Origin of the sequence: Bacillus sp. SIMBA_074, from assembly GCF_046534555.1 — a bacterium.
GTDB classification, from domain to species: Bacteria; Bacillota; Bacilli; order Bacillales; family Bacillaceae_G; genus Bacillus_A; species Bacillus_A mycoides.
Map to the genome: position 1 here is coordinate 128,743 of NZ_JAWRYM010000004.1, position 22,483 is coordinate 151,225.

29 protein-coding genes and 2 pseudogenes are annotated in these 22,483 nt (G+C 34.1%); 16 read left to right on the plus strand and 15 right to left on the minus strand.

Going from position 1 to position 22,483, the window contains the following annotated elements; translation table 11 throughout:
* The first annotated feature begins 98 nt into the window (after positions 1–98).
* The 3 genes from SB773_RS07305 (at position 99) to SB773_RS07315 (ending at position 1,864) form a co-directional block, all read left to right on the plus strand.
* Positions 99–749, plus strand: a complete 651-nt coding sequence (locus SB773_RS07305) for a hypothetical protein (RefSeq protein ID WP_410589237.1) — start codon at positions 99–101, stop codon at positions 747–749.
* A 171-nt stretch (positions 750–920) separates the two neighbouring features.
* Positions 921–1,235 carry a PadR family transcriptional regulator gene (locus SB773_RS07310; protein ID WP_060750959.1) on the plus strand — a complete coding sequence of 105 codons (315 nt, stop codon included), beginning with the start codon at positions 921–923 and terminating at the stop codon, positions 1,233–1,235.
* Positions 1,236–1,252: 17 nt separating this feature from the next.
* A complete protein-coding gene (locus SB773_RS07315) occupies positions 1,253–1,864 on the plus strand; it encodes a DUF2812 domain-containing protein (RefSeq protein ID WP_410589239.1) in 612 nt (203 codons plus the stop codon).
* Positions 1,865–2,252: 388 nt separating this feature from the next.
* On the opposite strand, the gene SB773_RS07320 is transcribed toward SB773_RS07315, so the two are convergent.
* Positions 2,253–2,369 carry a YjcZ family sporulation protein gene (locus SB773_RS07320; RefSeq protein WP_002069235.1) on the minus strand — a complete coding sequence of 39 codons (117 nt, stop codon included), beginning with the start codon at positions 2,367–2,369 and terminating at the stop codon, positions 2,253–2,255.
* A 547-nt stretch (positions 2,370–2,916) separates the two neighbouring features.
* A pseudogene (locus SB773_RS07325) lies at positions 2,917–3,231 on the minus strand (Tn3 family transposase); the annotation flags it as partial.
* Between the two features lie 105 nt (positions 3,232–3,336).
* Between SB773_RS07325 and gad the strand changes: the two are divergent.
* Positions 3,337–4,806, plus strand: a complete 1,470-nt coding sequence (gene gad / locus SB773_RS07330; protein ID WP_410589241.1) for a glutamate decarboxylase — start codon at positions 3,337–3,339, stop codon at positions 4,804–4,806.
* Positions 4,807–4,870: 64 nt separating this feature from the next.
* Here gad and SB773_RS07335 read toward each other — a convergent pair.
* From SB773_RS07335 to SB773_RS07355, 5 genes and pseudogenes are all read right to left on the minus strand, one after another.
* Positions 4,871–5,146, minus strand: a pseudogene (locus SB773_RS07335) (DUF2306 domain-containing protein); the annotation flags it as partial.
* A gap of 390 nt (positions 5,147–5,536) precedes the next feature.
* Positions 5,537–5,719 (minus strand): hypothetical protein, encoded by a 183-nt coding sequence (locus SB773_RS07340; protein WP_033714597.1) that lies wholly within the window; start codon positions 5,717–5,719, stop codon positions 5,537–5,539.
* 100 nt (positions 5,720–5,819) lie between these two features.
* On the minus strand, positions 5,820–6,020 hold the full coding sequence (locus SB773_RS07345; RefSeq protein ID WP_131246843.1) for a cold-shock protein: 201 nt from the start codon (positions 6,018–6,020) through the stop codon (positions 5,820–5,822).
* 410 nt (positions 6,021–6,430) lie between these two features.
* Positions 6,431–6,538 (minus strand): YjcZ family sporulation protein, encoded by a 108-nt coding sequence (locus tag SB773_RS07350; protein ID WP_000505671.1) that lies wholly within the window; start codon positions 6,536–6,538, stop codon positions 6,431–6,433.
* Positions 6,539–6,803: 265 nt separating this feature from the next.
* Positions 6,804–7,274 (minus strand): hypothetical protein, encoded by a 471-nt coding sequence (locus SB773_RS07355; RefSeq protein WP_410589244.1) that lies wholly within the window; start codon positions 7,272–7,274, stop codon positions 6,804–6,806.
* 273 nt (positions 7,275–7,547) lie between these two features.
* On the opposite strand from SB773_RS07355, the gene SB773_RS07360 reads away from it, so the two are divergent.
* The 3 genes from SB773_RS07360 to SB773_RS07370 all read left to right on the plus strand — a co-directional run bounded on the left by SB773_RS07360 (position 7,548) and on the right by SB773_RS07370 (position 8,514).
* Positions 7,548–7,937, plus strand: a complete 390-nt coding sequence (locus SB773_RS07360) for a YflT domain-containing protein (protein ID WP_000448809.1) — start codon at positions 7,548–7,550, stop codon at positions 7,935–7,937.
* A gap of 50 nt (positions 7,938–7,987) precedes the next feature.
* Entirely contained in the window at positions 7,988–8,188 is a 201-nt protein-coding gene (locus SB773_RS07365) for a CsbD family protein (protein ID WP_000004264.1), read from the plus strand.
* 74 nt (positions 8,189–8,262) lie between these two features.
* Positions 8,263–8,514 (plus strand): GlsB/YeaQ/YmgE family stress response membrane protein, encoded by a 252-nt coding sequence (locus SB773_RS07370; RefSeq protein WP_410589247.1) that lies wholly within the window; start codon positions 8,263–8,265, stop codon positions 8,512–8,514.
* 163 nt (positions 8,515–8,677) lie between these two features.
* Here SB773_RS07370 and SB773_RS07375 read toward each other — a convergent pair whose 3' ends face one another.
* Positions 8,678–8,878: a methyltransferase gene (locus SB773_RS07375; protein ID WP_410589249.1), complete on the minus strand. Its 201-nt coding sequence runs from the start codon at positions 8,876–8,878 to the stop codon at positions 8,678–8,680.
* Positions 8,879–9,075: 197 nt separating this feature from the next.
* On the opposite strand from SB773_RS07375, the gene rsbV reads away from it, so the two are divergent.
* The 5 genes from rsbV (at position 9,076) to SB773_RS07400 (ending at position 12,621) form a co-directional block, all read left to right on the plus strand.
* Entirely contained in the window at positions 9,076–9,414 is a 339-nt protein-coding gene (gene rsbV, locus SB773_RS07380; protein ID WP_044444094.1) for an anti sigma b factor antagonist RsbV, read from the plus strand.
* A 6-nt stretch (positions 9,415–9,420) separates the two neighbouring features.
* Positions 9,421–9,903 (plus strand): anti-sigma B factor RsbW, encoded by a 483-nt coding sequence (gene rsbW / locus SB773_RS07385; RefSeq protein WP_044444093.1) that lies wholly within the window; start codon positions 9,421–9,423, stop codon positions 9,901–9,903.
* Complete coding sequence (sigB, locus tag SB773_RS07390) at positions 9,866–10,642, plus strand: RNA polymerase sigma factor SigB (RefSeq protein ID WP_410589251.1); 777 nt, start codon at positions 9,866–9,868, stop codon at positions 10,640–10,642. The genes rsbW and sigB overlap by 38 nt, the downstream gene beginning before the upstream one ends.
* Before the next feature lie 70 nt (positions 10,643–10,712).
* Entirely contained in the window at positions 10,713–11,153 is a 441-nt protein-coding gene (locus tag SB773_RS07395; RefSeq protein ID WP_060750199.1) for a ferritin-like domain-containing protein, read from the plus strand.
* 325 nt (positions 11,154–11,478) lie between these two features.
* Positions 11,479–12,621 carry a SpoIIE family protein phosphatase gene (locus tag SB773_RS07400; protein ID WP_410589253.1) on the plus strand — a complete coding sequence of 381 codons (1,143 nt, stop codon included), beginning with the start codon at positions 11,479–11,481 and terminating at the stop codon, positions 12,619–12,621.
* A gap of 39 nt (positions 12,622–12,660) precedes the next feature.
* On the opposite strand, the gene SB773_RS07405 is transcribed toward SB773_RS07400, so the two are convergent.
* The 3 genes from SB773_RS07405 to SB773_RS07415 all read right to left on the minus strand — a co-directional run bounded on the left by SB773_RS07405 (position 12,661) and on the right by SB773_RS07415 (position 16,683).
* On the minus strand, positions 12,661–13,518 hold the full coding sequence (locus SB773_RS07405; RefSeq protein ID WP_241875470.1) for a CheR family methyltransferase: 858 nt from the start codon (positions 13,516–13,518) through the stop codon (positions 12,661–12,663).
* A 16-nt stretch (positions 13,519–13,534) separates the two neighbouring features.
* The gene (locus SB773_RS07410; RefSeq protein ID WP_410589256.1) at positions 13,535–16,225 is read right to left on the minus strand and encodes a response regulator; all 2,691 of its coding nucleotides are present in this window, start codon (positions 16,223–16,225) and stop codon (positions 13,535–13,537) included.
* A gap of 206 nt (positions 16,226–16,431) precedes the next feature.
* Complete coding sequence (locus tag SB773_RS07415) at positions 16,432–16,683, minus strand: hypothetical protein (RefSeq protein WP_002168986.1); 252 nt, start codon at positions 16,681–16,683, stop codon at positions 16,432–16,434.
* A gap of 222 nt (positions 16,684–16,905) precedes the next feature.
* Between SB773_RS07415 and SB773_RS07420 the strand changes: the two genes are divergently transcribed.
* The 4 genes from SB773_RS07420 to SB773_RS07435 all read left to right on the plus strand — a co-directional run bounded on the left by SB773_RS07420 (position 16,906) and on the right by SB773_RS07435 (position 18,412).
* Positions 16,906–17,046, plus strand: a complete 141-nt coding sequence (locus tag SB773_RS07420) for a hypothetical protein (protein ID WP_201025615.1) — start codon at positions 16,906–16,908, stop codon at positions 17,044–17,046.
* Between the two features lie 36 nt (positions 17,047–17,082).
* The gene (locus SB773_RS07425; RefSeq protein ID WP_410589258.1) at positions 17,083–17,613 is read left to right on the plus strand and encodes a general stress protein; all 531 of its coding nucleotides are present in this window, start codon (positions 17,083–17,085) and stop codon (positions 17,611–17,613) included.
* 166 nt (positions 17,614–17,779) lie between these two features.
* On the plus strand, positions 17,780–18,007 hold the full coding sequence (locus SB773_RS07430) for a DUF4028 family protein (protein WP_410589260.1): 228 nt from the start codon (positions 17,780–17,782) through the stop codon (positions 18,005–18,007).
* Between the two features lie 93 nt (positions 18,008–18,100).
* On the plus strand, positions 18,101–18,412 hold the full coding sequence (locus SB773_RS07435) for a YbjQ family protein (RefSeq protein ID WP_000637510.1): 312 nt from the start codon (positions 18,101–18,103) through the stop codon (positions 18,410–18,412).
* A gap of 560 nt (positions 18,413–18,972) precedes the next feature.
* On the opposite strand, the gene SB773_RS07440 is transcribed toward SB773_RS07435, so the two are convergent.
* From SB773_RS07440 to SB773_RS07455, 4 genes are all read right to left on the minus strand, one after another.
* Complete coding sequence (locus SB773_RS07440; protein ID WP_002188590.1) at positions 18,973–19,278, minus strand: hypothetical protein; 306 nt, start codon at positions 19,276–19,278, stop codon at positions 18,973–18,975.
* Positions 19,279–19,333: 55 nt separating this feature from the next.
* The gene (locus SB773_RS07445) at positions 19,334–20,518 is read right to left on the minus strand and encodes an MFS transporter (protein WP_410589263.1); all 1,185 of its coding nucleotides are present in this window, start codon (positions 20,516–20,518) and stop codon (positions 19,334–19,336) included.
* 76 nt (positions 20,519–20,594) lie between these two features.
* The gene (locus SB773_RS07450; protein WP_016093163.1) at positions 20,595–21,275 is read right to left on the minus strand and encodes a FadR/GntR family transcriptional regulator; all 681 of its coding nucleotides are present in this window, start codon (positions 21,273–21,275) and stop codon (positions 20,595–20,597) included.
* 164 nt (positions 21,276–21,439) lie between these two features.
* Positions 21,440–22,429: a zinc-dependent alcohol dehydrogenase family protein gene (locus tag SB773_RS07455; protein ID WP_410589266.1), complete on the minus strand. Its 990-nt coding sequence runs from the start codon at positions 22,427–22,429 to the stop codon at positions 21,440–21,442.
* Between the last annotated feature and the right edge of the window lie 54 nt (positions 22,430–22,483).

Below are 22,483 nucleotides of genomic sequence, written 5' to 3' on the forward strand. Positions count from 1 at the left end.
TGCTTTTTTTATTATTTCGGTTCGACATAATGTGACAAAGGAACATAACAGCATCTGGTATGATAACTTTGGAAATTTTACATTTTGGAGGATTAGTAATGAACAAAAAGAAGATCTTTGCTGCGTTAATAGGGATCGCAGTTTTAATTGTAATTATTAATGTAGTTGTTACGAAAGGGAAGACGGCATCAACTAGTGAAAGAATGTACACTGAGAAAGAATATAATAAATTAGTAGATGAGCATTTTGAAGAAACGCAAAAGTTAAAAGGTGATAAGAGTGCATTAGAAACTGAAAATAAATCTCTTGATGCACAAGTTAAGAAGTTAAAAGATGAATTAGCGAAAAAAGAGCAACAAGTAGCGCAGCAGCCAGTTCAACAAGAACAGCCGAAACAACAACCGCAACAACCAACACCAGCACCAACTCCACAGCCGGAAACGAAAGAAGAGCCTAAAACAGAACAGCCTACGGGTGCATTCGCAAATCCTGTAAAAAGTATAAATAAAACAGAGGCAATGAATAAAGTGAAAGAAAAGGCGAAGCAAGACTTCCAAGATGACTATATGACGCAAAACTTTGTTGCTGAAGAGCAATCGAAAGCATTTGACTTCTTAAATGGGATTGAAATTAAATCACAAGAAGAATTGAATGTTATGAAGAAAGCGCTCGGAGATTTCTCTAACGACTTTATGACAGTGAAATTTGTTTATGAAGAGCAAATGAAAGCGAAGAATAAGCAGGGATAAATAACAGAATGAATAAAAACGCTATCTTTTAGAAAGATAGCGTTTTTTGATTTGTTATGGATAATAAAAGATTTCCTGCATTTGACATATACAGTCTAGCTGTATAAAATAAAACTATATAGTTGAACTGTATAGTTTGACTATATACTTATCGTTACATTGGAGGTCTTTATGAATAGGGATAAAAATTTACCATTAACGGAAACAACGTATTACGTTCTTCTAGCTTTATTAGAGCCAGCGCATGGGTATTTAATTATGCAAAAGGTGGAGGAACTTAGTAATCATCAAGTGAAAATCGCGGCGGGTACATTGTATGGTGCGGTTGAAAATTTATTAAAGCAACAATTAATAGAATCGGTAAAAAGTGAAGATAAACGAAGAAAAGTGTATGTAATTACTGAACGCGGGAAAGAAGTATTACATTTAGACTTTATGAGGATGCAGCACATTGTTGGAGTTACAAAAAGCTTATTACATGTATAGTGAGGGGGGAAGCGAAGATGTGGAGATTGAAATTCTTTTTGGACTTTGAGAAAGAGGAGAAATGGTTAGAAGAGATGGCTTGGAAAGGCTATCAACTAAAAAGTAATACATTCGGTTATAAATTTAGAATCGCAGAACCTGAGGATGCGACAATTAAAATAGATTATAGAATATTTTATAGACGAAGTGATTTTATTAATTACTGTACGTTATTTGAAGATAGCGGCTGGAAGCATATAGCCGGTAAGTGGTGGGCAGGTACGCAATATTTTAAAAAGGTAAATGAGGAAAGCGAAGATGACATTTTTTCAGATCAAATGTCACGAGCAGGGAAGTATAAACGATTATCTAAGACATGTTTAGAATTAGCAATATGTTATTTACCGCTATTAATCCTATTTATGTTTAATAACATGGTTAATTTAGGAGCGTTTGTAAATCCGAAAGACCTATACTATACGCCAGGATTATGGGATATGCACGGCGCAGCATTTGTAGGATCATTATTATTTGAAACACCATTTGCATTAATGAGGGGCATTTCATGGTTGTTTATCCCAGCTGTGATTGGTATGTTTTTCTTTTTCTCATATAAAGCAAATCGCTTGTATGAAGAGAGAAAATACTAAGAGGACCTCCTTAAAGCTGATGCTTTGAGGGGGATTCTTTTGAATTGGTAAATGTATCTTCTTAAAATAGATTAATGAAAAGGATGCGGATTGGAAACAAATTATCAGGATGTTAAAGGCATTTAATTAAGTAGGAGTCTCGACACATTTCCTATAATGATTGATATGTTACGTCTTTCAAAAGAATCTACTTTATAGAGCATGTCTACAATTTATATTTTACTATTTGTATTTTCATGAATATGTATAATTACATAAAATTTAAGGGGAAAAGAGAGTATACTTTGGTATTGTGTAATAAAGATAGGGCCCGCCTACGGAAATAGGTGGGCTTTTTTAACGTATAAAGAAAAGACACTCATATAAGAGTGCCTTTTCCGATAGTTTTTTAGCAGAAGCAGCTAGCTCCAACTATGATTAATAAAATAAATAATACAACTAATAAAGCAAATCCTCCAGCGAAGCCGCCGCCGCCGCAACTACCACAACTACCACCAAATCCCATAATAGTTCCTCCTTTAGATAAGAGGAGAAAACAAGGGGTCACTCATGTATTTTAACGGGTTCACTTTACTTTATGTTTTTAAGCATGAATTGAGCAAGTCCTTTTGAAAATAAAGAAAAGACACCCTAAGGTGCCTTCCTCCGACTTGAACCACTTTACTTTTAATAATATGTATTGGACATTAAGTAAACACGTCCTATAAAACAGAATCATTTATTTTCACCAGATTGTTAGTGTACAAATACAAGAGAATCGAGATCGTTTGTTTGGCTAGATTAAAGCAACGCCACATCTATATGGTTGAGATGTGTTACGCCTTCTAATCGGAGAATCTGCTTTATAGAACGTGTCCACAAGTTATATTTTACTACATGTAATATTTATTTGGTGTAATTTTAACGAATATGTATAATTGCATTAAGTTTACGAGAAAAAGAGAGTATACTTTGGTATTGTGTAATAAAGATAAAGCCCACCTACGGAAATAGGTGGGCTTTTCTGATAGTTTTTTAGCAGAAGCAAGCAACTCCAACTATTTTTAACAGCGCTAAGAAAATTTCAATGGTCTTAGAGAATCTAATGAGACCACTTTCTCTGAATTAAAATGGTATTCTCCTAGTAAATTGATATGTTCCCAACCTAAAGGTGACATATGATGCAATAAGTTCTCATTAAAACTACCTATCCGTTTTTGATATTTAACTGCTTTTGTTAGATGTAAAGTATTCCAGATACTGATGGCATTGATAATTATGTTTAAGGCACTGGCCCTTTGCAATTGGTACTGTATGGTTCGTTCCCTAAGCTCACCTTGTTTTCCGAAGAACATAGCTCTTGCAAGTCCATTCATGGCTTCTCCTTTAATTCGAATGGTAGCAGCACCTTTTAATAGAATTGTCCCCTTGGTTTAACAAATGCTTTTTTGTAAATAATATGTTTGTTAAATAATTAATTAAGGGGGACTTGTATGCCACAGGATCGAAAAGCAGAAGTTCAAAACGATGCATACGAAGGAAAAGAGATCATGCCAGATAATCCACAATATCTACCGCGTCACGTGCAAATGGAGCTGCCTCACGAATTTTCTGTAAATCCTCTGTTTGCCCGCGAAGGAGAATCAGTCGTTCCGCGCTTTCACATGCCTGATGAAGGCATGTTACCAGAAACAGCGTATCAAATCGTCCATGATGAAATTGCTCTTGATGGCAATGCCCGCTTGAATCTTGCAACATTCGTTAGCACATGGATGGAGCCTGCCGCAGAGCACTTATATGCCAAATCATTCGACAAGAACATGATTGACAAGGATGAATATCCACAGACAGCCGAAATTGAGGAGCGGTGTGTCCGCATTTTAGCCAACCTCTGGCATTCGCCCACCCCCCTTACGACTATGGGCGTTTCAACAACTGGATCGTCGGAAGCATGTATGCTCGGGGGGCTTGCGTTAAAGAGACGCTGGCAAAATGCACGCAAAAGCGAAGGGAAGTCGGTGGATCGGCCCAATATTGTGTTTAGTTCTGCTGTTCAAGTCGTTTGGGAAAAATTCGCGAACTATTGGGAGGTTGAACCACGCTATGTGAAGGTTAGCCCAGAGCATCCCCGATTGGATCCTCAGGGAGTCCTCGCTGCCGTGGATGAAAATACGATTGGTGTGGTACCGATTCTCGGTGAGACTTATACCGGGCTTTACGAACCGGTTGCCGCCATTGCGAAAGCGTTGGACGATTTACAGGAGAGGACGGGCCTCGATATTCCCATGCATGTGGATGCGGCTTCGGGGGGATTTATAGCACCGTTTCTTCAACCAGATTTAGTCTGGGATTTTCAATTACCGAGGGTGAAGTCCATCAATGTATCCGGACATAAATATGGATTAGTCTACCCTGGGTTGGGTTGGATAATTTGGCGGGAAGCTGAAGATCTCCCTGAGGATCTAATCTTCCGCGTCTCCTATTTGGGCGGGAACATGCCGACTTTTGCCCTGAATTTCTCTCGTCCTGGCGCACAAGTGCTCCTGCAATATTACAATTACCTGCGTTTGGGGAAAAGTGGGTACTATGATGTCCAAAGGGCTTCTCAGAAAGTCGCTCTTTTTCTTAGCAAGGCGATTCAGAAGATGGAACCGTTCGAACTTTTGTCCGATGGTTCGGATATTCCGGTTTTCGCTTGGCGACTGAAAGATGGTTACACATTAAACTGGAATCTTTATGATTTATCTCGACAATTGCGTGTGTTCGGCTGGCAAGTACCCGCCTATCCATTGCCTCCAGATATGGAAGCGGTGACGATTATGCGCGTTGTGGTTCGAAATGGATTTTCCATGGATCTCGCGCATTTATTTTTGAGGAACCTCAAACAGACCGTTGCCTTTCTGGATTCCCTGGACGGGCCTATGCCACATGATACGAAATGTGATAATGGGTTTCATCACTAAATGAAAAAAGCCTAATTTCTTCATATTTAATTGAGAAATTAGGCTTTTTAATATTGAAATTTCCTTAACGTTGTAAATCAGCATTTTTCTGTTGTTGTCCTTTATTAAGACTTTGTCTTATAAATAATTCTGCAATGATTAAATTTGGCACCCACGCTAACCAAGCAATAACAGCATAACTAAGTTCGAAATGCTTCAGTCCAAATAGCAATACAAATAAAGGTAGCCAAATTCTTAATGTAACTGCCGCAAAGGTTAAGGAATAATTTCTGATCATCCAATTCCGATGGTCTTGAATTTTTTTATTCTTAACTCTGTTTAATGCTTGATATGCCGATGTGGTACTACCCCATGGCTATCAACCTAAAATTTTATAGTATCCCCAAAACGAGAAAATTGGCATCTCCAGGTGAAAATATACATTTTTTGTTTTGGGGCAACTAGTTTCATTAGCTTGATGGGCATAGGGTGACTTGTTTTCTTAACTTGATGGCGATGTGGCGGTACCCCGCTAAGAGCATGCAAGATTTTATACAGTTTTTCGGCTAATCCAATAACAAACGAGAACCCTAAAACCGTGCTAGGATAGGAATGTATAAAAAAATGCATAGAATTATAGAAAAAGAAAAAGGCGAATTCCTTGTGAGAATAAGATTTCGCCTTTTTCCTTGCTACCAATAATAGGACGTTATGTTAACTAGATGTGTATGAGATATACAATCAAACAAAGTTATTTTCCATTTTCATTCTTATTTTGAAATAGATGCACAATCAAAAGTCCACCAACAAATAAGATTGGAAATCCTACGACTATATATAATCCGTTTTTTGGTATTCCTAATATAATTGCAAGATAACTAAAAGAAAAAGCCCATAATGCTAAAATTATGATTTCTAACATCTTCTTTTTCATTAAAAGTTAAGCACCCCAAATCCCCTTAAAAAAGTTGTATTCGGAATATTGTAACAAAATAAAAAAAAGACCCTACAAGAGGGTCTTTCATCAGCTAATATTAAGCTTTTTGAACATTAGTAGCTTGTGGGCCACGTTGTCCTTTTTCTACTTCAAACGTTACACTTTGTCCTTCGTCTAAAGATTTGTAACCGTCGATTTGGATAGCTGAGAAATGTACGAATACGTCTTCTCCACCTTGACGCTCGATGAATCCAAAACCTTTGTCTGCATTAAACCATTTTACTTTACCTTGTTCCATAATTGTTGCCTCCTAGTGTGGATACCCACACATATGTTACTACCCTTGCTCAAATACCTTAGACGAAAAACAAAATTTATTCTTAATCTCAAACCGAACAAAAATAGGTCTTTATTAAATTAACATATTTTCTAAAAAATAGCAAGTTTCAAAAACAAGTCCTTATGGTAATTAGCCACTAATAGTGGTTACTGGAGAAAAAGTCACTATGATAGTCATCACAGCAAGAAGTTGCCAAAGGATCTCGACAATATCATTGATTTGATTTTTTTCAGACATTCAACAACTGATAAAATTAGCTATTTTCGAGTTAAATTTTACTTCTGATAACGATAATTATATAAATAAGCTGTCCATATGGGCAGCTTATTGTATTTTTTGTTTAGCACGGGGATTTTTCCAATAGTTTTTTAGCAGAAGCAGCTAGCTCCAACTATGATTAATAAAATAAATAATACAACTAATAAAGCAAATCCTCCAGCGAAGCCACAGCCGCCACAACTACCACCAAATCCCATAACAGTTCCTCCTTTAGATAGGAGGGGGAAAACAAAGGTTCACTCATGTGTTTTAACGGATTCAATTTACTTTATGCATTTATGAATGGAGCAGGTCCTTTTGAAAATAAAGAAAAGACACCTTATAAGGTGTCTTCCTTCGATTTGAAACATTTTAAGTTTAATAATATACGGTCTCGCCACTGACCCATTAGGCTGGAATTTTATAGTGTTTCTGAACAAAATTTTGTGCTAATTTTGAATCCTTAAGTTGATGGGGATTCTTTTACCTTTTGTCATTTTTAAAGAAATCCTTCATCATTTTAGCGCCTTCAATGTTCAATGTCACACCTTCTACTTTATCTTTCTTCTCATCTTTAGCAATCGTAATTTGTTCCTTAGTATCAACCCACATAAGAAACTCTTCTTTTGCGTCATCTTTATATGTAACGGTTATCGTAGAATGCGCAGATTGTTTCTTTTTTTGATCTAGTGTGATTGTTTTCGGTATTCCGTTTTGGACTGCTGAAGCGATTGATTGTATCATTTCCTCGTTATCTGTTTGAGATTTGGAACTAGTATTACTTGTTGTTCTAAGCATCTCAATGTTGGTAATGTCTGCAGAGTTTAATTGAATGGCATTTTTCGTATTTTCTTGCTTAGTTGTTGGAGTATTATTTGTAGTAGAAGTGCTTGTACAACCTATTAAAGTGAAAGATAGAGCGGTTAGAGCGCATATAGATATGATTTTTTTCATAGTATCCCTCCTTATGTTTAATTATAACAATTTTCTGTTATTTTAGGTAGTTATTGTAAGGAGATAATTTTGTAAATCATAGGGAGACATGTTTACTAGTTTTAATGATGTTCGTATGAATAATATGAAGCGTATATATGAAAAATATGCGGTTCATTCTCTATCAAAATCAAAATTCACATAATTTTTTTCATATTTTATGTTTAACATTTCGAAAATGGGTGTATTACATATAATATAACAAATAATTCATTCTAGAGGAGGAAGTTAAAGATGGAAACGAAGTATAGTAAACCTTTTGTATATGAATTTATTACGGAGAAAGAGGTCATGAATGCGGCGAATGATCTAGTGAAGAAAGGAATCGACCAAAAAGATATTTACGTATTAACACATGAGAAAGAAAGGACAGATAGAATCGCAGACAATGCAGACGTGAATACAATTGGAATAAAAGAAGAGGGACTTGGGACAAGTATTATTAATGTCTTTCAAAAAACGGGAGATCAGTTAAGAAATAAGATGCAAGAGTTAGGACTTAATGAGGAAGAAGCTAACTTTTATGAAGAAAAACTGGATGAAGGGAAAATCTTGTTATTCGTTAAGGATTTAGAAAGAGTCGGTGAATGGTTACAAGAAAGAAGATGCACGTATTCTATTTAAATTCATACTCTTTAAATCTACAAATCTATTACGAAAAGGAGATTGGAAATATGAGTGAGAGCGGGCTAAAAGAACAAATTACTGGTAAAGTTGAAAAGAAAAAGGGACAAGTAAAAGAAGGAATTGGTGAAGTTACAGAAGATAGAGAGTTGAAAAATGAAGGGAAGTGGGAGAAGACGAAGGGAACTGTAAAAGAAAAAGTCGGAAAAGTGAAACAAAAGATAAGTGATGGATTGGATAACAAAGAATAATACATGTTTATCAAGCTTTGGTTAAACACCAAAGCTTGATAAATCCATTATAAAAATATATAGGAGGTCTAATTGTGGAACTTATTATTACGTGTATTGTAGGTGGACTTATTGGTATGTTAGCTGGAATGATTACAGAAAAAGACTTTCCTTTAGGTATAGTTGGTAATGGTATTGCGGGATTAATCGGATCTTGGGTAGGTAGTGCCTTATTTGGTCACTGGGGTCCTGAATGGGGAGGCATTTTTATTCTTCCAGCGTTATTAGGTGCAATCGTCTTTATTTTAATCGTTACATTCTTTTCTAAAATGCTGCGGAAAGCGTAAGTATTATAATGAATAGTAATCTTAAGTTTATTATATGTAGCTATAAAGTTAATAAACTGATAAAAATACATAAAAAAGCATCCAATTAAAATAATTTGGATGCTTTTTTAATGTATTTTACATAGGAATCAGTGAGGATGGCCCCACTGATTGAGATTACATATTAAGCCATCGTTACCTTTTTACAATTATTTATTCTTACGACCTGCCTTGGTTCTATATGAGATAAGTCCTCGCTATTACCTATATCAACTACAATTGTATTCGTTAGTATGTTAATAATGGAACCAATTAATTTTGTAGCATGATCGTGTCGATAAGAAAATTGAACAAAATCTCCCTTTTTAAAATTGTGCTCTTCCATAGATAGATCCCCCTAAAAATAATGTTTATACATTATACATACACAAATTTATAAAGTTTAAACATTTGGTAGTATTTTTTTTAGTGTTAAGCTGAGAAAGGTGTAGAAAATTTATTTATAATTAAAATGAAAAAATATGTTTAAAACTAATTTTTATGGGTAATTAAATAGTAGTAGTTTGAGATAAGGGGGCGGAAATGATGAATTTGGCAATAAATATTTTGCAAAATGATTTAGGTTATACAGTACAACTTAATGGTGAGATTGATGCGTATACGGCATCAGATTTGAAAAATAAGATCATGCCTATTGCAAGTGAGAAAGAGGTTTATATAGTAGTAGATTTTAATAAGGTAGATTATATGGATAGTACAGGTTTAGGCGTGTTTATAGCCCTATTAAAAGCAATTAAGAAAAATGATGGAAAACTAGAGTTTATTGGTGTATCTAAAAGACTAAAAAGATTATTCGATATTACAGGATTAACGGAAATATTGAATTTGAATTCCGATTTTGAAAAAGTAGAAAGAAGGTGACTAGGGATGATGGAGAAATTTGAAAAGATAGAAATGAAAATTCCTGCAAAAGCAGAATATGTGGCTATTATTCGTTTAACAATGGCTGGTGTTGCGAATCGATTGGGCTTTGCTTATGACGATATAGAAGATATGAAAATTGCTATTAGTGAAGCATGTACAAACATTGTACAACATGCATATAAAGAAGACGTTGGAGAAATTACAATTGTCTTTGGTCTATATGAAGATCGATTAGAAATTATGGTTGCGGATAATGGAGTTAGCTTTAATTTTAGTACCTTAAAAAGTAAAGTTGGTCCGTATGATATTAATAAACCAGTAGAACATTTGCCGGAAAATGGTTTAGGTTTATATTTAATAAATACGTTAATGGATGATATACAAATTATGCATGATGAGGGCATGACAGTTTTAATGACAAAATATATACAAAGAGAGCAGGTGGAGAATGATGGAAATCCAATCTCAACCTACAAATCTTACTAAAGAAGATGTTATTAAACTAATTGCAGAATTCCAACAAAACCAATGTGATGAAGCGCAGGAAAGGTTGGTTAATCACTATAAAAATCTCGTATATTCCATTGCATACCGCTATTCAAAAGGTGGGCCGATGCATGAGGATATTATACAAGTAGGGATGTTAGGGCTCTTAGGCGCAATAAGAAGGTATGATTATTCGATAGGGAATGCTTTTGAACCGTTTGCAATACCTACGATAGTAGGGGAAATAAAGAAGTATTTACGTGATAAAACTTGGGGCGTTCATGTTCCAAGGCGAATTAAAGATTTAGGCGGGAAAATTAAGCTTGCGATAGAGGAGCTAACAGATCATTTGCAACGTTCACCGAAGATTATAGAGATAGCAGATCATTTAGGACTATCCGAAGAGGAAGTTCTAGAAATTATGGATGCTAAAAATAATTATCAAGTATCTTCCTTAGATGATGTAGTTGAAAATTCATCTGATGGAAGTTCGGTAGCGAGAATTGAATCTGTAGGTGAAGTAGAGCAAGGATATGAACAGACAGAAAGACGTCTCGTTTTAGATGATATTTTTAACGTATTAAATGATACGGAAAAGAGTGTTATTCATTATATATTTGTAGAAAATTTAAATCAAAAGGATACAGGAGAGCGGTTAGGTATTTCACAAATGCACGTTTCTCGTATTAAAAGACAAGCGATAAGTAAATTGAAGCAAGCGGCGTTTTTAGATACATAAAAAATTTAAAATAATTATGTTTAAAACATGAGAAAAGGGGTAGTTATTAAGTATAGGAGGAGATATTAAAATGTCACACGATGTGAAAGAACTAATCGAAGGATTGAATGAAGATTTAGCAGGAGAATACTCGGCAATTATTATGTATAACCATAATGCAGCTACGGTTTCTGGTATATATAGACAAGTGTTAAAACCTTTCTTTGAATCTGAAATTAGTGATGAACAAGGACATGCCCTATATTTAGCGGAGAAAATTAAGACGCTAGGTGGTACACCTACTACGATCCCTTTACCAGTGAAACAAGTAGAAGATGTTAGAGAAATGTTAGAATACGCTAGACAATCAGAATATGCAACAATTAAGCGTTATGAAACGAGAAAAGAACAGGCAGCGAAATTAAATATGACAGAGTTAGTTGTAAAGTTAGAAGATATGATTGCAGATGAAACAAATCATATGGAAGAATTAGATCGCCTTTTAAATGACAAAGCAATGGTGTTAAATTAAAAGTGGAAATTTACCCCACTTTAATGGGCAGTAAGACCCCCACCTCAAAATGCAGCGAAAGCAAAGAAGTTAGGTGGGGGATCAACTGCCCATAAAAGTCCGATTGGTTCAACTAATAATCAGTGGGGGATGAAGAAAACCCCCACTGATTAAAGTTTCACTTTATAGAGTGAAAGAACAAACTCTCATTTCTAGGGGGTTTGTTCTTTTGCTGTATAAATACGTATGAGTAGGAAATTTTTATTTTATAACTGAGTATGCAATACTAGAAAAATAGAAAATGATAATAGATTTACATTTTAAATAAGAAAAGGGGAAATAACTTGTGTCCATTTTAATTGTCGATGATAATCCGGTTAACATCTTTGTAATTGAAAAAATTTTAAAACAAGCCGGATATCAGGATCTTGTATCGCTTAATTCTGCACAAGAGCTTTTCGAATACATCCATTTTGGAAAAGATTCTTCCAGGCATAATGAAATTGATTTAATACTATTAGATATTATGATGCCTGAGATTGATGGACTTGAAGTTTGTAGGCGATTACAAAACGAGGAGAAGTTTAAAGATATTCCTATTATTTTTGTAACAGCTTTAGAAGATGCGAATAAATTAGCTGAAGCGCTTGATATAGGCGCAATGGATTATATTACGAAACCTATAAATAAAGTTGAATTGTTAGCTCGTATGCGTGTGGCATTACGCTTGAAATCGGAATTAAATTGGCATAAAGAACAAGAGGAAAATCTTCGTAATGAATTAGATTTAGCTACACAAGTACAAAGAAACTTATTAAGTAGCCCATTAAGAGAAGATCATATAAAAATTGAAGCAAGTTACTTACCTTCATTCAAACTAGCTGGAGATATGTATTATTGGTATAAAATCGATGAAAACCGCTACGGTATTATATTATTAGATGTGATGGGACATGGTATATCTGCTTCATTAGTTTGTATGTTTATTTCTTCTGTATTACGTGAAACAATTAAATGTTTAATTGATCCAGAATTGGTCATTAAAGACTTAAATAAATATATGACTCTTTTACATAATGACAATGATAATATTCCATATTATTTTACAGCAATATACTTAGTAGTGAATACAAAAAATAGAACAATTGAATATGTAAATGCAGGACATCCTTCTGGATACGTTTTAGTTGATGAAGAGAATGTAGTGGAACTAAATCGCGGGAGTTGTGCGGTAGGATTTTTTGATGAAATAAAAGTTGAGAAGACAGTCATACCTTTTGAGAAAAACGCTCAAATATTATTGTTTACAGATGGTGTTCTTGAATCAATTGCAAATGATGAATTTGAGTCTGAAGAAAAGTTGCGTACTTTTACAGAAAGAAAATGGGGAAATTTAGAAGGGGAAATGGAAGGGTTTTATACGGAAGAACAGAAAAAAACACAATCAGATGATATGTGTGTAATCATGATACAAACTACTGCGAAATAAAAAGGGTATGAAATCCAAACATAGGATTTCATACCCTTTTTAATGTATTTTTTGATAGATTTGTTCGTTAGGATTAAATTGGATATAATGCGGCATTATATCTGAGAAACGGAGAGTTTCCTTATTACCTAAAGATAGGAATCCGTTGTTACTTAAACTTTCATAAAATAGTTGTTGTACTTGGTTTTGAAGTTTACTTGTAAAGTAAATTAAAACGTTACGACAAAGTATAATATGAAATTCGTTAAAAGATTGATCGGTTACTAAATTATGCTGTGCAAAAATAATGTTTTGTAAAAGTGATGGATTAAAATAAGCAAAACGATTATCCGTTGAATAATAGTTAGAAAATGCTTGTGTACCGCCAGCTTGTAAATAGTTTTTCGTATAAGTTTGCATTTTATTTAACGGAAGGATGCCTTGTTTTGCTTTTTCTAAAACATTTGTATTCATATCTGTTGCGTAAATAACAGCTTTTTCACTTAATCCTTCTTCGTGAAGTAAGATGGACATTGATAATACTTCTTCACCGGTTGCGCATCCAGCATGCCAAATTCTAATTTCAGGATACTTTTTTAATTCAGGAATAACATGCTCTCTTAACGCTTTAAAAAAAGTAGGGTTACGGAACATTTCAGTTACATTAATGGAGAAATCATTTAATAACTGTTCTAAAAACCCTTCCTCATGAATTACTTTTTCAATTACTTTTGAAATGGTTGGGATATTAGAGAGCTGCATTCGATTACAAATTCTTCTATAAATAGATGTGCGAGCATATTGGCGAAAATCGAAGCCAGATAGTTTAAATACCGCTTCCAATAGTAATTCAATTTCTAAGTTCGTGCGCTTATCCATATCTACGGATGGATCAAAATTATAATACTTATTTTCCACTTAAATTAAACCTCACTTATTTTATTAACCATACACTCATTACCGAATAGAGTTGATGTAAATTTAATGGTTTACTTATATAATCTGAAGCGCCAGCAGATAAACATTTTTCCTTATCATTTGGCATTGCTTTAGCAGTTAATGCGATAATAGGTATTTCATGTAACCCTAAATTCATTCGGATATGTTCCATCGTTTCATAACCGTCCATATTCGGCATCATAATATCCATTAAGATAAGGTCAATATTTGTATTGCTTTTTAGTATTTCTAAACACTCTATGCCGTTTTGTGCAGTAATAATGTTGGCATGTTGTTTTTCTAATGCATTTTGTAATGCAAATATATTTCGATGATCATCATCGACAATTAAAATAGTTTTCTCTTGGAAGACGTTATTTGTTTCTGGAGTAACTATAGTTTCCTCCATAACTTGAGCAGGAATAATGTCATCTATCGTTGCTGCGACTTCTAAATTGGATAACTGTATATCATTTAACCCATTTGGAAGGTTAGGGATATATACGGTGAAAGTACTGCCTTCTCCTACATTACTCTCTAACGTAATCCAACCACCTAATAATCTAGCAAACTCTTTACAAATAGATAATCCTAAGCCTGTACCACCATATTTCCGAATCGTTGCTCCATCTGCCTGTTGAAAAGCTTCGAAAATAAGTTGATGCTGTTCTGTAGCGATACCAATACCAGTATCTTTTACTGAAATTGTCATCCAATCATTACTTATAGACTGCATTTCATTACTCAAATTGGTTGTTTCTATCGGATTGAAATGTAAAGAGACGGATCCTTTTTCCGTGAATTTAAATGCATTGGATAATAAATTTTTAATAATTTGCTCAATCCGCTTTGCATCTGTATAAAATAAATCAGGAATAATATCACTGTCTTCAATAGTAAATTCGACATTTTTTTGTGCAGCTATATGTAAAAAGTTTTGATGCATATTTGCTGCCATGTCACTTATGTTCGTTGCTTCAAAAATAACATCTAGTTTCCCAGCTTCTACTTTAGATAAATCTAGTATGTCATTAATTAGAGCCAGTAAATCTTTCCCCGATGAATGAATTACGGTTGCTAGTTCAATTTCATCGTCCGATAAATGGTTATCATGATTTTCTCTTAACATTTCAGATAATAGTAAAATACTATTTAATGGTGTGCGTAATTCATGTGACATATTTGCTAGGAATTCTGATTTGTATTTTGAGCTACGTAATATTTCACTTGCTTTTTCTTCTAATTCTGATTTAGTAATTTGTAAGTCAGCTGTCTTTTGCTCGGCCTCTTCAGTTCTAGACTCTAGTCGTTCATTCGTTGTTCTTAATTCTTCGGCTTGCATTTGTAGTTCTTCAGCTTGCGTTTGCAATTCTTCTGATTGAACTTGCAACTCTTCTGTCATTGCTTGTGATTCATGTAAAAGAGTTTGAATTCGCATACGTCCCATAATACTATGGATGGTTAGACCTAGGTTATCAACGGTTTGTTGAATTAAATCTTGATGTAAGTCTGAAATCTCAGTTACACTTACTAACTCCATTACTGCAATCACTTCATCTTCAAATAAGATTGGGACGACTAGTAGGTTTTGAGGGCGTATTTCTAATAAGCCGCTAGTGACATAACGAAATTCTTCTGGTATTTCTCGAAGAATAAAGCTTTGTTTTTCTAAAGCACATTGCCCAATTAAACCTTCACCAACTTCAATGGATTGTTTTCCAATATTAGCACCTTGATCGGCGAAAGAAGCTTTCTTCACATAGTAGACAGTTTCTTCAATTTCTTCACGTACATAGAATGCACCGCAAGAGGTTTGCGTTTTTTGTATAACTCCACTAAGAATTTTTTTACCTAACATCTCAATAGAAGGTATACCTTGATACATTAAAATTAATTCTGCAAGCTCGGTTTGTAACCACTCTCTGTTAGATATTTCGTCTAGTAGGTGGTTCGTTGTATGAGCAAGCTCTTTTATTTCATCCCGCGTGTTTACATGAATTCTTTCAGTAATTTTTTCTTTAGAAGAAATGGATTTAATAGCTTGAATTACGTTTTTAATCGTTTTTGTAATGGAATTCGAAATATAGAGTGAAATGATAATAGAAATACAAGAAAGTAAGAACAATAAACTGTATAACCAAATCTCTAATTTATTATTTTCAGTATCTAATTGTGCAGCTCTTTTTTTCGTTAGTTGCTCCTCTACACCACGGAAGTTAGTTAGCTGCGATTGTAATGACTGAATTTGAGTCGTGTCGATTGCTTGTATGTTATTACTATTATGATTTGTAATTAATGGATGAATCTCTTTATTAATCCAACGATTAATATTTTCGTTAATCTGTTTTAATTTTTCTTGCTGAGAGGGGTTATCCTCTAATAGAGCCAAAAGATCTTGATAATGTTTTTCGTAATCCTTTTCCGCAGTGTTCAGGGATTGCACGTAATTTGCGTTATTAGAAGTAATAAATCCTTTCGCTTTATTTTCAATTGTTAGCAATTCTTTCTCCACTTGATTCGTTAAATTAAGAACTTTAAAATCGTGATCAATAATAAAATTACGAGATTTTTGTAAATTGGAAATCTCATTGTTTAACATAATGAAAGAAATAAGTAAGAACAAAATCATAACTAAATAACCAGCCATAATTTTGTAGCGAATACTAAATTTTGCTTTCGATTTCATTAAAAATTCCTACCTTCAAGGTTATTCAAAGTTTTCAATTGTAAAGAATGAAAAACGTAATATATATTATATCAGTTTTCATAAGGCCAAACTAGAAATCCCCCTATTGTATTAGGGGGTCTCGTTTTGAATAGAGGAAATCATTTTGAAATATAAAAACATATATGAAAAGTAACGATCGAGGGAATAGGGGGATAATAAAACTTTTAAGAAGGAAAGAGTGTTCTTAAAGCTTTTTTTGCATCTATTCCTTCAAAGATAAATAATACAAGCTCTCTCTTTTTTACAGTAAGGAAAAAGGATATTAATGTGCTTAAGCTTTTAATAGAAGTAAGTGTTCCGTGTTTACTTATAAATAAATTAGTTTGAAATGTTGTCATTAAAGCATAAAAATGATGAATCTGCTTTATTGTAGGTGTTTCATTATAAAGAATAGTAGTAGATTGGATTGCATTCATCGAAATATTCCTTTCTGTATAGTAAGCATAACAATATAAACATACCCGTTTTAAAAAATGTTAAACATATAAATAAGAAAAAATATAATTATAGTTTTTTACGTTTAGAAAGGGTTACGAAGGGTATACATATACTACAAAGAGATTGACTGAAGATGAATTGTAAGATTTCTAGTCTATAAAAATATACTTTTACTTTAAATAAAAAGGAGTCTGGTATACATGAATGAAATGATGATTGATATGACATTTGATTTAATTTACTTGTTAAGTAGTTCGCTTGTAATGCTTTTACTATTCGCTTTTTTCGTAAATGGTTATGTTAATAAGAAGATTAGTGTATACAGAAATGAAGAAAGATAAAGATACATTATATAAAACTTTAGGAGGTTAATAGTTATGAATATAGATAGAAAAATAGTAGGTATTTTTAGAACAATTGATGATGCGGCATTCGTTATTAATGAATTAAAAGATAAAGGATACTCGGCGGGTAACATTTCAGCTATTGCGAAGGATCAAAAGGAAATTGAACATCTGGAAGAAAAATCGGGTGAAAAAGTGAATAGTGAAACGGCACATAAAGCGGATATCTTTTCAGCGACAGGGCTTGTGGCAGGAGGAGTAGCAGGCGGACTCGGTGGTTTATTAACAGGTCTTGGTATACTTGCCGTTTCTGGAATGGGTCCAATCGTAGCAGCGGGACCTATCGCAGCAGCTATTGGAGGAGCCGGTATTGGCGGAGGAGCTGGAAGTTTAATAGGAGCATTTATCGGATTAGGAATTCCTGAAGAACATGCTAAGAAATATGAAGAATACATTTACGATGGAAATATATTAATTTTAGTAGATGCAAAATTAGATGATAAGTTAGAAATCTATAAAATATTTGATAAGTATAATGCCTATAACTCTGATTTCTTTAAATAATATGTACTTCACATATCAATTATGCAAAATGTAAACATAGTGAATATCGTTTTTTGATCTTACAACTTTGGCGCGGCCGAGGAGTCGTATGACTATAAGAGAGGAAGGGCTTATAGTAAAAGATCAAGTTCTATTCTGTTATTTAAAAGGGAAGAGGTGTCTTTTCGTGATTGTAAAAATATTAAAGGATAGTAGTAATAGTTTCCTTTGTACAGTTCAAAATCAAAATGGAGAGAAGTATGTGAAGAAATGGTTTAGTAAACATGAAAACAAGGAAGAGTTAGGGCGACCAACTTTTAAAGAAGTAGAAAAGGATTGGAGAGAAAATAGAGAATCATTTGTGTATCCCGAGATTAAAGCGCTTCATTCTTACAAAACTGTCACATTCATGTAAGGTAATTGAATAGATTCGTTACTTTTTTCATGTCATAATAAAGACATAAGAAAGTTAATCAAAAAACTATAAGTTATTAGGAGAGTGTCAGTCATGATTGTAACAACAACGTCTGGAATCCAAGGTAAAGAAATTATTGAGTATATTGATATTGTAAATGGTGAAGCTATTATGGGTGCAAATATTGTTCGTGATTTATTTGCTTCAGTTCGTGATGTTGTCGGTGGCCGTGCTGGTTCTTATGAAAGCAAGCTAAAAGAAGCTCGTGATATCGCGATGGATGAAATGAAAGAACTTGCAAAACAAAAAGGTGCGAACGCTATCGTTGGTATTGACGTAGATTATGAAGTTGTTCGTGATGGAATGTTAATGGTTGCTGTAAGTGGTACAGCTGTACGTATATAAGTAAGTAAAAATACAGGCTCACCCCTTGAAGCTTATGCTTTGAGGGGATTTTTTTGTTTCGTGATTAAAGTTAAAATGAAGAAGAGTGGACGGATTTTTATAAGTGGAAAAAATAAGATGAGGGCGGATGTACTAGCTCACTCAAATGATATAACGGTTTAAGTGATAAAGTTGAAAAGAAACTATGATTTACATATGTTTAAAGTGCCAAAACTTTTTCGTCAAACGTTATTGTAAAAAATGCTAGGATTGCTCCTAGCATTTCGTGAGGGGGTATTGCACGGGAATTTAGATAATGAGCAGACGTACCCGCTTATTTCAAATGTAGTATATATTGTTTTCAAGGAGAAAAGTAAGAAATACAACAATCTTTATATATGTTTAACGAGAGTGTTAACTTTATGATAAATAATAAAATTGTTATTTGAGATAAGGAGAGGGAAATCAATACAAAAGGTGTATAGGATATGAAAGGGAAGGTGATAGTGTTGATGCAAAAATAAAGGACAGTACATATTGTATATGGCTACTATGTACTGTCCTCACTTATTTCTTTTGGATTATGAAAACTCATTACCTGTCTTGCTATAAATTTCATAGGCGAAATAACCAAATAAATAGCCTATTCCAGATCCTAAACTAATGGAAAGTAGTGAGGAATCCGGAAAAAACATACCGAAAATCAAACCAATCATACAGCCAACAAGCATTCCCATAGGTATGAAACTATCTAATAACAGTTGAGCTTTTTGAGATTTTTTCTTACCTAATTTTCCGTTCTTATATTTATGTTCCAATCTTTTAATTACAAATACTACAATTCCACCAACTATTACAACAGGCGCGATTGCCGAAATGAACCACATGTTAGAAGCTCCTTTCGTTTTTAATTAAATTACACCATATATTAACATTTTAAATTTAAGCGGAGACAAGATCTTCTGCATTTCTTTTCCTTTTATTCATGACTAAAGTTAATAGGAATAAAATGAAGCTTAAAAGTGCCATTATAATAAAAACTTGCGTATAGCTATTAAAATAATCACGAGCGATTCCTGCTAGGACAGGAATGAATCCGCCCATAATATATCCTCCTGACTGCATCATAGCAGTCCATGCACTCGCATCTTCTGAAGTTTTTGTTTCATATAGCGGTAGCATGAGAGCGAGTGGGAATACGCCGCCGAGCCCGATACCTAGTAAAATAGAAGGAATCCATGGTGTAGTTAGTGGGTAAATCATAAGCGATAAACCTACGAGTACGAAGCATATACTCCCTAATAACCAAAGTGCTCGGTTTTTATAAACATCCGCTAATGTTGGAATTAAAAAGCTGCATATCATTTGAACAACTGTAAAAACAGTTATGAGAGTACCAGCTTGTTCGCTACTGACACCCATACTTTGATTTGTTGGCGCAAGCCAAGTAGTAATAGAATAAAAGATTCCTGATTGTAGTCCGAAAAAGATTGTAAACAACCATGCTTTTTTATTTCTTAAAGGTAAACTATTATTCTTTTTATCTTGTGTGCTCGTATTCTTTTTTCGTTTCATAACCGGATACCAAAATATAATAGCGATAATAGTAAGTACACCCCAAAAAGCGAGTGCCATATTCCAATCTTCTTTTAATACATGTTGTAAAGGAATCGTTAATCCTGCACTTAAAGAAGCGCCAGTTCCCATGCCTACTGAATATATTCCAATCATTAAGCCGATTTTCGTAGGGAATTTTTCTTTAATAAAACCTGATAGTAACGGACCTGCAAGTGCAATTCCAATGCCGATAAATAAAGAGCTCGCGAATAATGTGGAAATGGAAGAGGTAAAAGCCCTCATACATGTAGCAAAGCCAATTAAAATAAGACAAGCCATAATTGCTTTTTCTGCCCCATATTTTTTAATTACCTTCCCAGTCAGTAAGGCGAATGTCCCCATACAAAAAACAGGAATAGCTGTTAAAAAACTAACGGAAAAATTGCTTATATTTAAGTCTTGTCGGATGGTTTCTAATAAAGGTGAAATAGATGTAATTCCGATACGTAAATTAATGGAAACAAAAAATAGTGCTAGTATATACAAATAAGTTCGTCCTTGATGTTTCAATTTGATTTTCTCCTCTCTTAAACATCAGATGTTATTGAGTATATCATCTGATGTTTAAGTGTAATATATAAGGAGCTTATTTCAGCTCCAAATTTTGAACGGCGTATGTTCGTGCCTCTTCGGCATTTTGTTTTAAAATAGCTTGGAATAATTTTTCATGAATTTCAGAGTTATCTTCATAGTTCACTGTATTTAATATTAATTGGCTTAAAATGTGGCGAAGGGCAGGTACGAAAGATTGATACAAATCAAGTAGAACTTCGTTTTTGCTCGCCTTTGCAATTGCTAGATGAAACTGAATGTCTGCATCTATGTATGCTACATAATTTCCTTCTTGAAGGGCATGTTTTCTTTTATTCAAATGTCCTTTTAAGTATAAAAGATCTTCTTCACTTCGGCGCTGTGCCGCTAACATCGCTACTTCTTTATCTAACATATTTCTTGCTTCATACACATGATTAATATTAGCTGCTTGCAGTCGTTTTTCAAATGAATCTTGCGTTGTATTGAGTGAGACAATACGAGTACCTTGTCCTTGTCGAACCTCTAATATGCCAGCATGTACTAATATCTTTATGCTTTCTCGCAGTGTTGAACGTCCTACTCCTAACTCTTCCATTAATTGCGGCTCTGTAGGGAGGCGATCGCCAACTTCATACTCGCCAGAAAAGATTTTCTCTTGTAGACGTTCCAACACTTCATCGACTAATTTCCGCCGAGAAACTTTTGAAAAAGATTTCTTTTCGTTTATATTCATCTGCTCATCTCCTGTTATATTCGCTTTTATGATAACCAATTTAAGTTCTGTTGACAATGTTATTTTTTAGGTAGTTGAAGCCGGGATACTAAAATAGGGTTTATAAGACATAAAAAAATCTATTTTGAAAAAATCAATCAAAATAGATCTTTCAATAGCATTTACTAACTCGTCAAAAAAACTTTCCCCTTCGTTTTCTCAGCAGACTGCACGACATCAACCGCTGTTTTCACATCCGCTAAGTCATATGTAGAATGTACCGTCATAAAACGTAATTGCTTGTTTTCCACTAAGCGAATTAAGTGACGAAACGTTTCTTGCCATTTATATGGTGATACTTCTTTATTCCAATGTCGTAAATGAAATATGTTCGCGTGCACTTTTGCTTTCGTGACAATCTCTGACCAGTTTACTTGTATACCTGATAGAAGGCCGATAGTTAAAAAGCGCCCATTTGGACGTAAGGAGAAAGCTAATTCATTTCCATCTAGTCCCCCAATAGAATCAATCGCAGCATCTGCACCGATCCCGTTTGTTAATTCCATAACTGTTTCATAAAGCGGGGCAGTGGAAGTATCTATTACATATTCAGCACCGAGCTGAAGTAATTCCTCTGTATGTTTATTATTTCTCGTAACAGCAATTAATCGGAAGTTTAAAATTTGTGATAACTGTGCAAAAAGATGCCCAATAGCGGATCCACAAGCATTCACTAATAAAACATCATTTTGTTTTAAGTTTAGCGTTTCTGTGCATGTGACCCACGCCGTAAGGGGATTAATATACATTTGTGCCGCTGTGAAATCATCGATGGAATCAGGAATAGGAACTACAAAATCAGCTGATGTTGTAACGAACTCTTGCCAAGTACCTTCTCCGCGTAAAGGTAAAACACGTTTACCGATAAGATCTCTAGTAACGCCCGCGCCTACATCTTCTACAATACCAACACCTTCATAACCAGGGATGTTAGGTAAAGGGATTCTATGTGCATACGCTCCGGTTACGGGAATTAAGTCAGATGGATTAATCGGTCTAACTAACATACGAACTAAAACTTCATTATCTTTTAATGGTTCTATATTTTTATATTCAACTTGTAATACATCTTTTGGGTTACCAAACTCATGAAATTGAATGTATTTTCCGTGCAAGATAAACGTTCCCCCTTAGTTTGATTGGGTTAATTATAGCATTTTTGGTTTAAA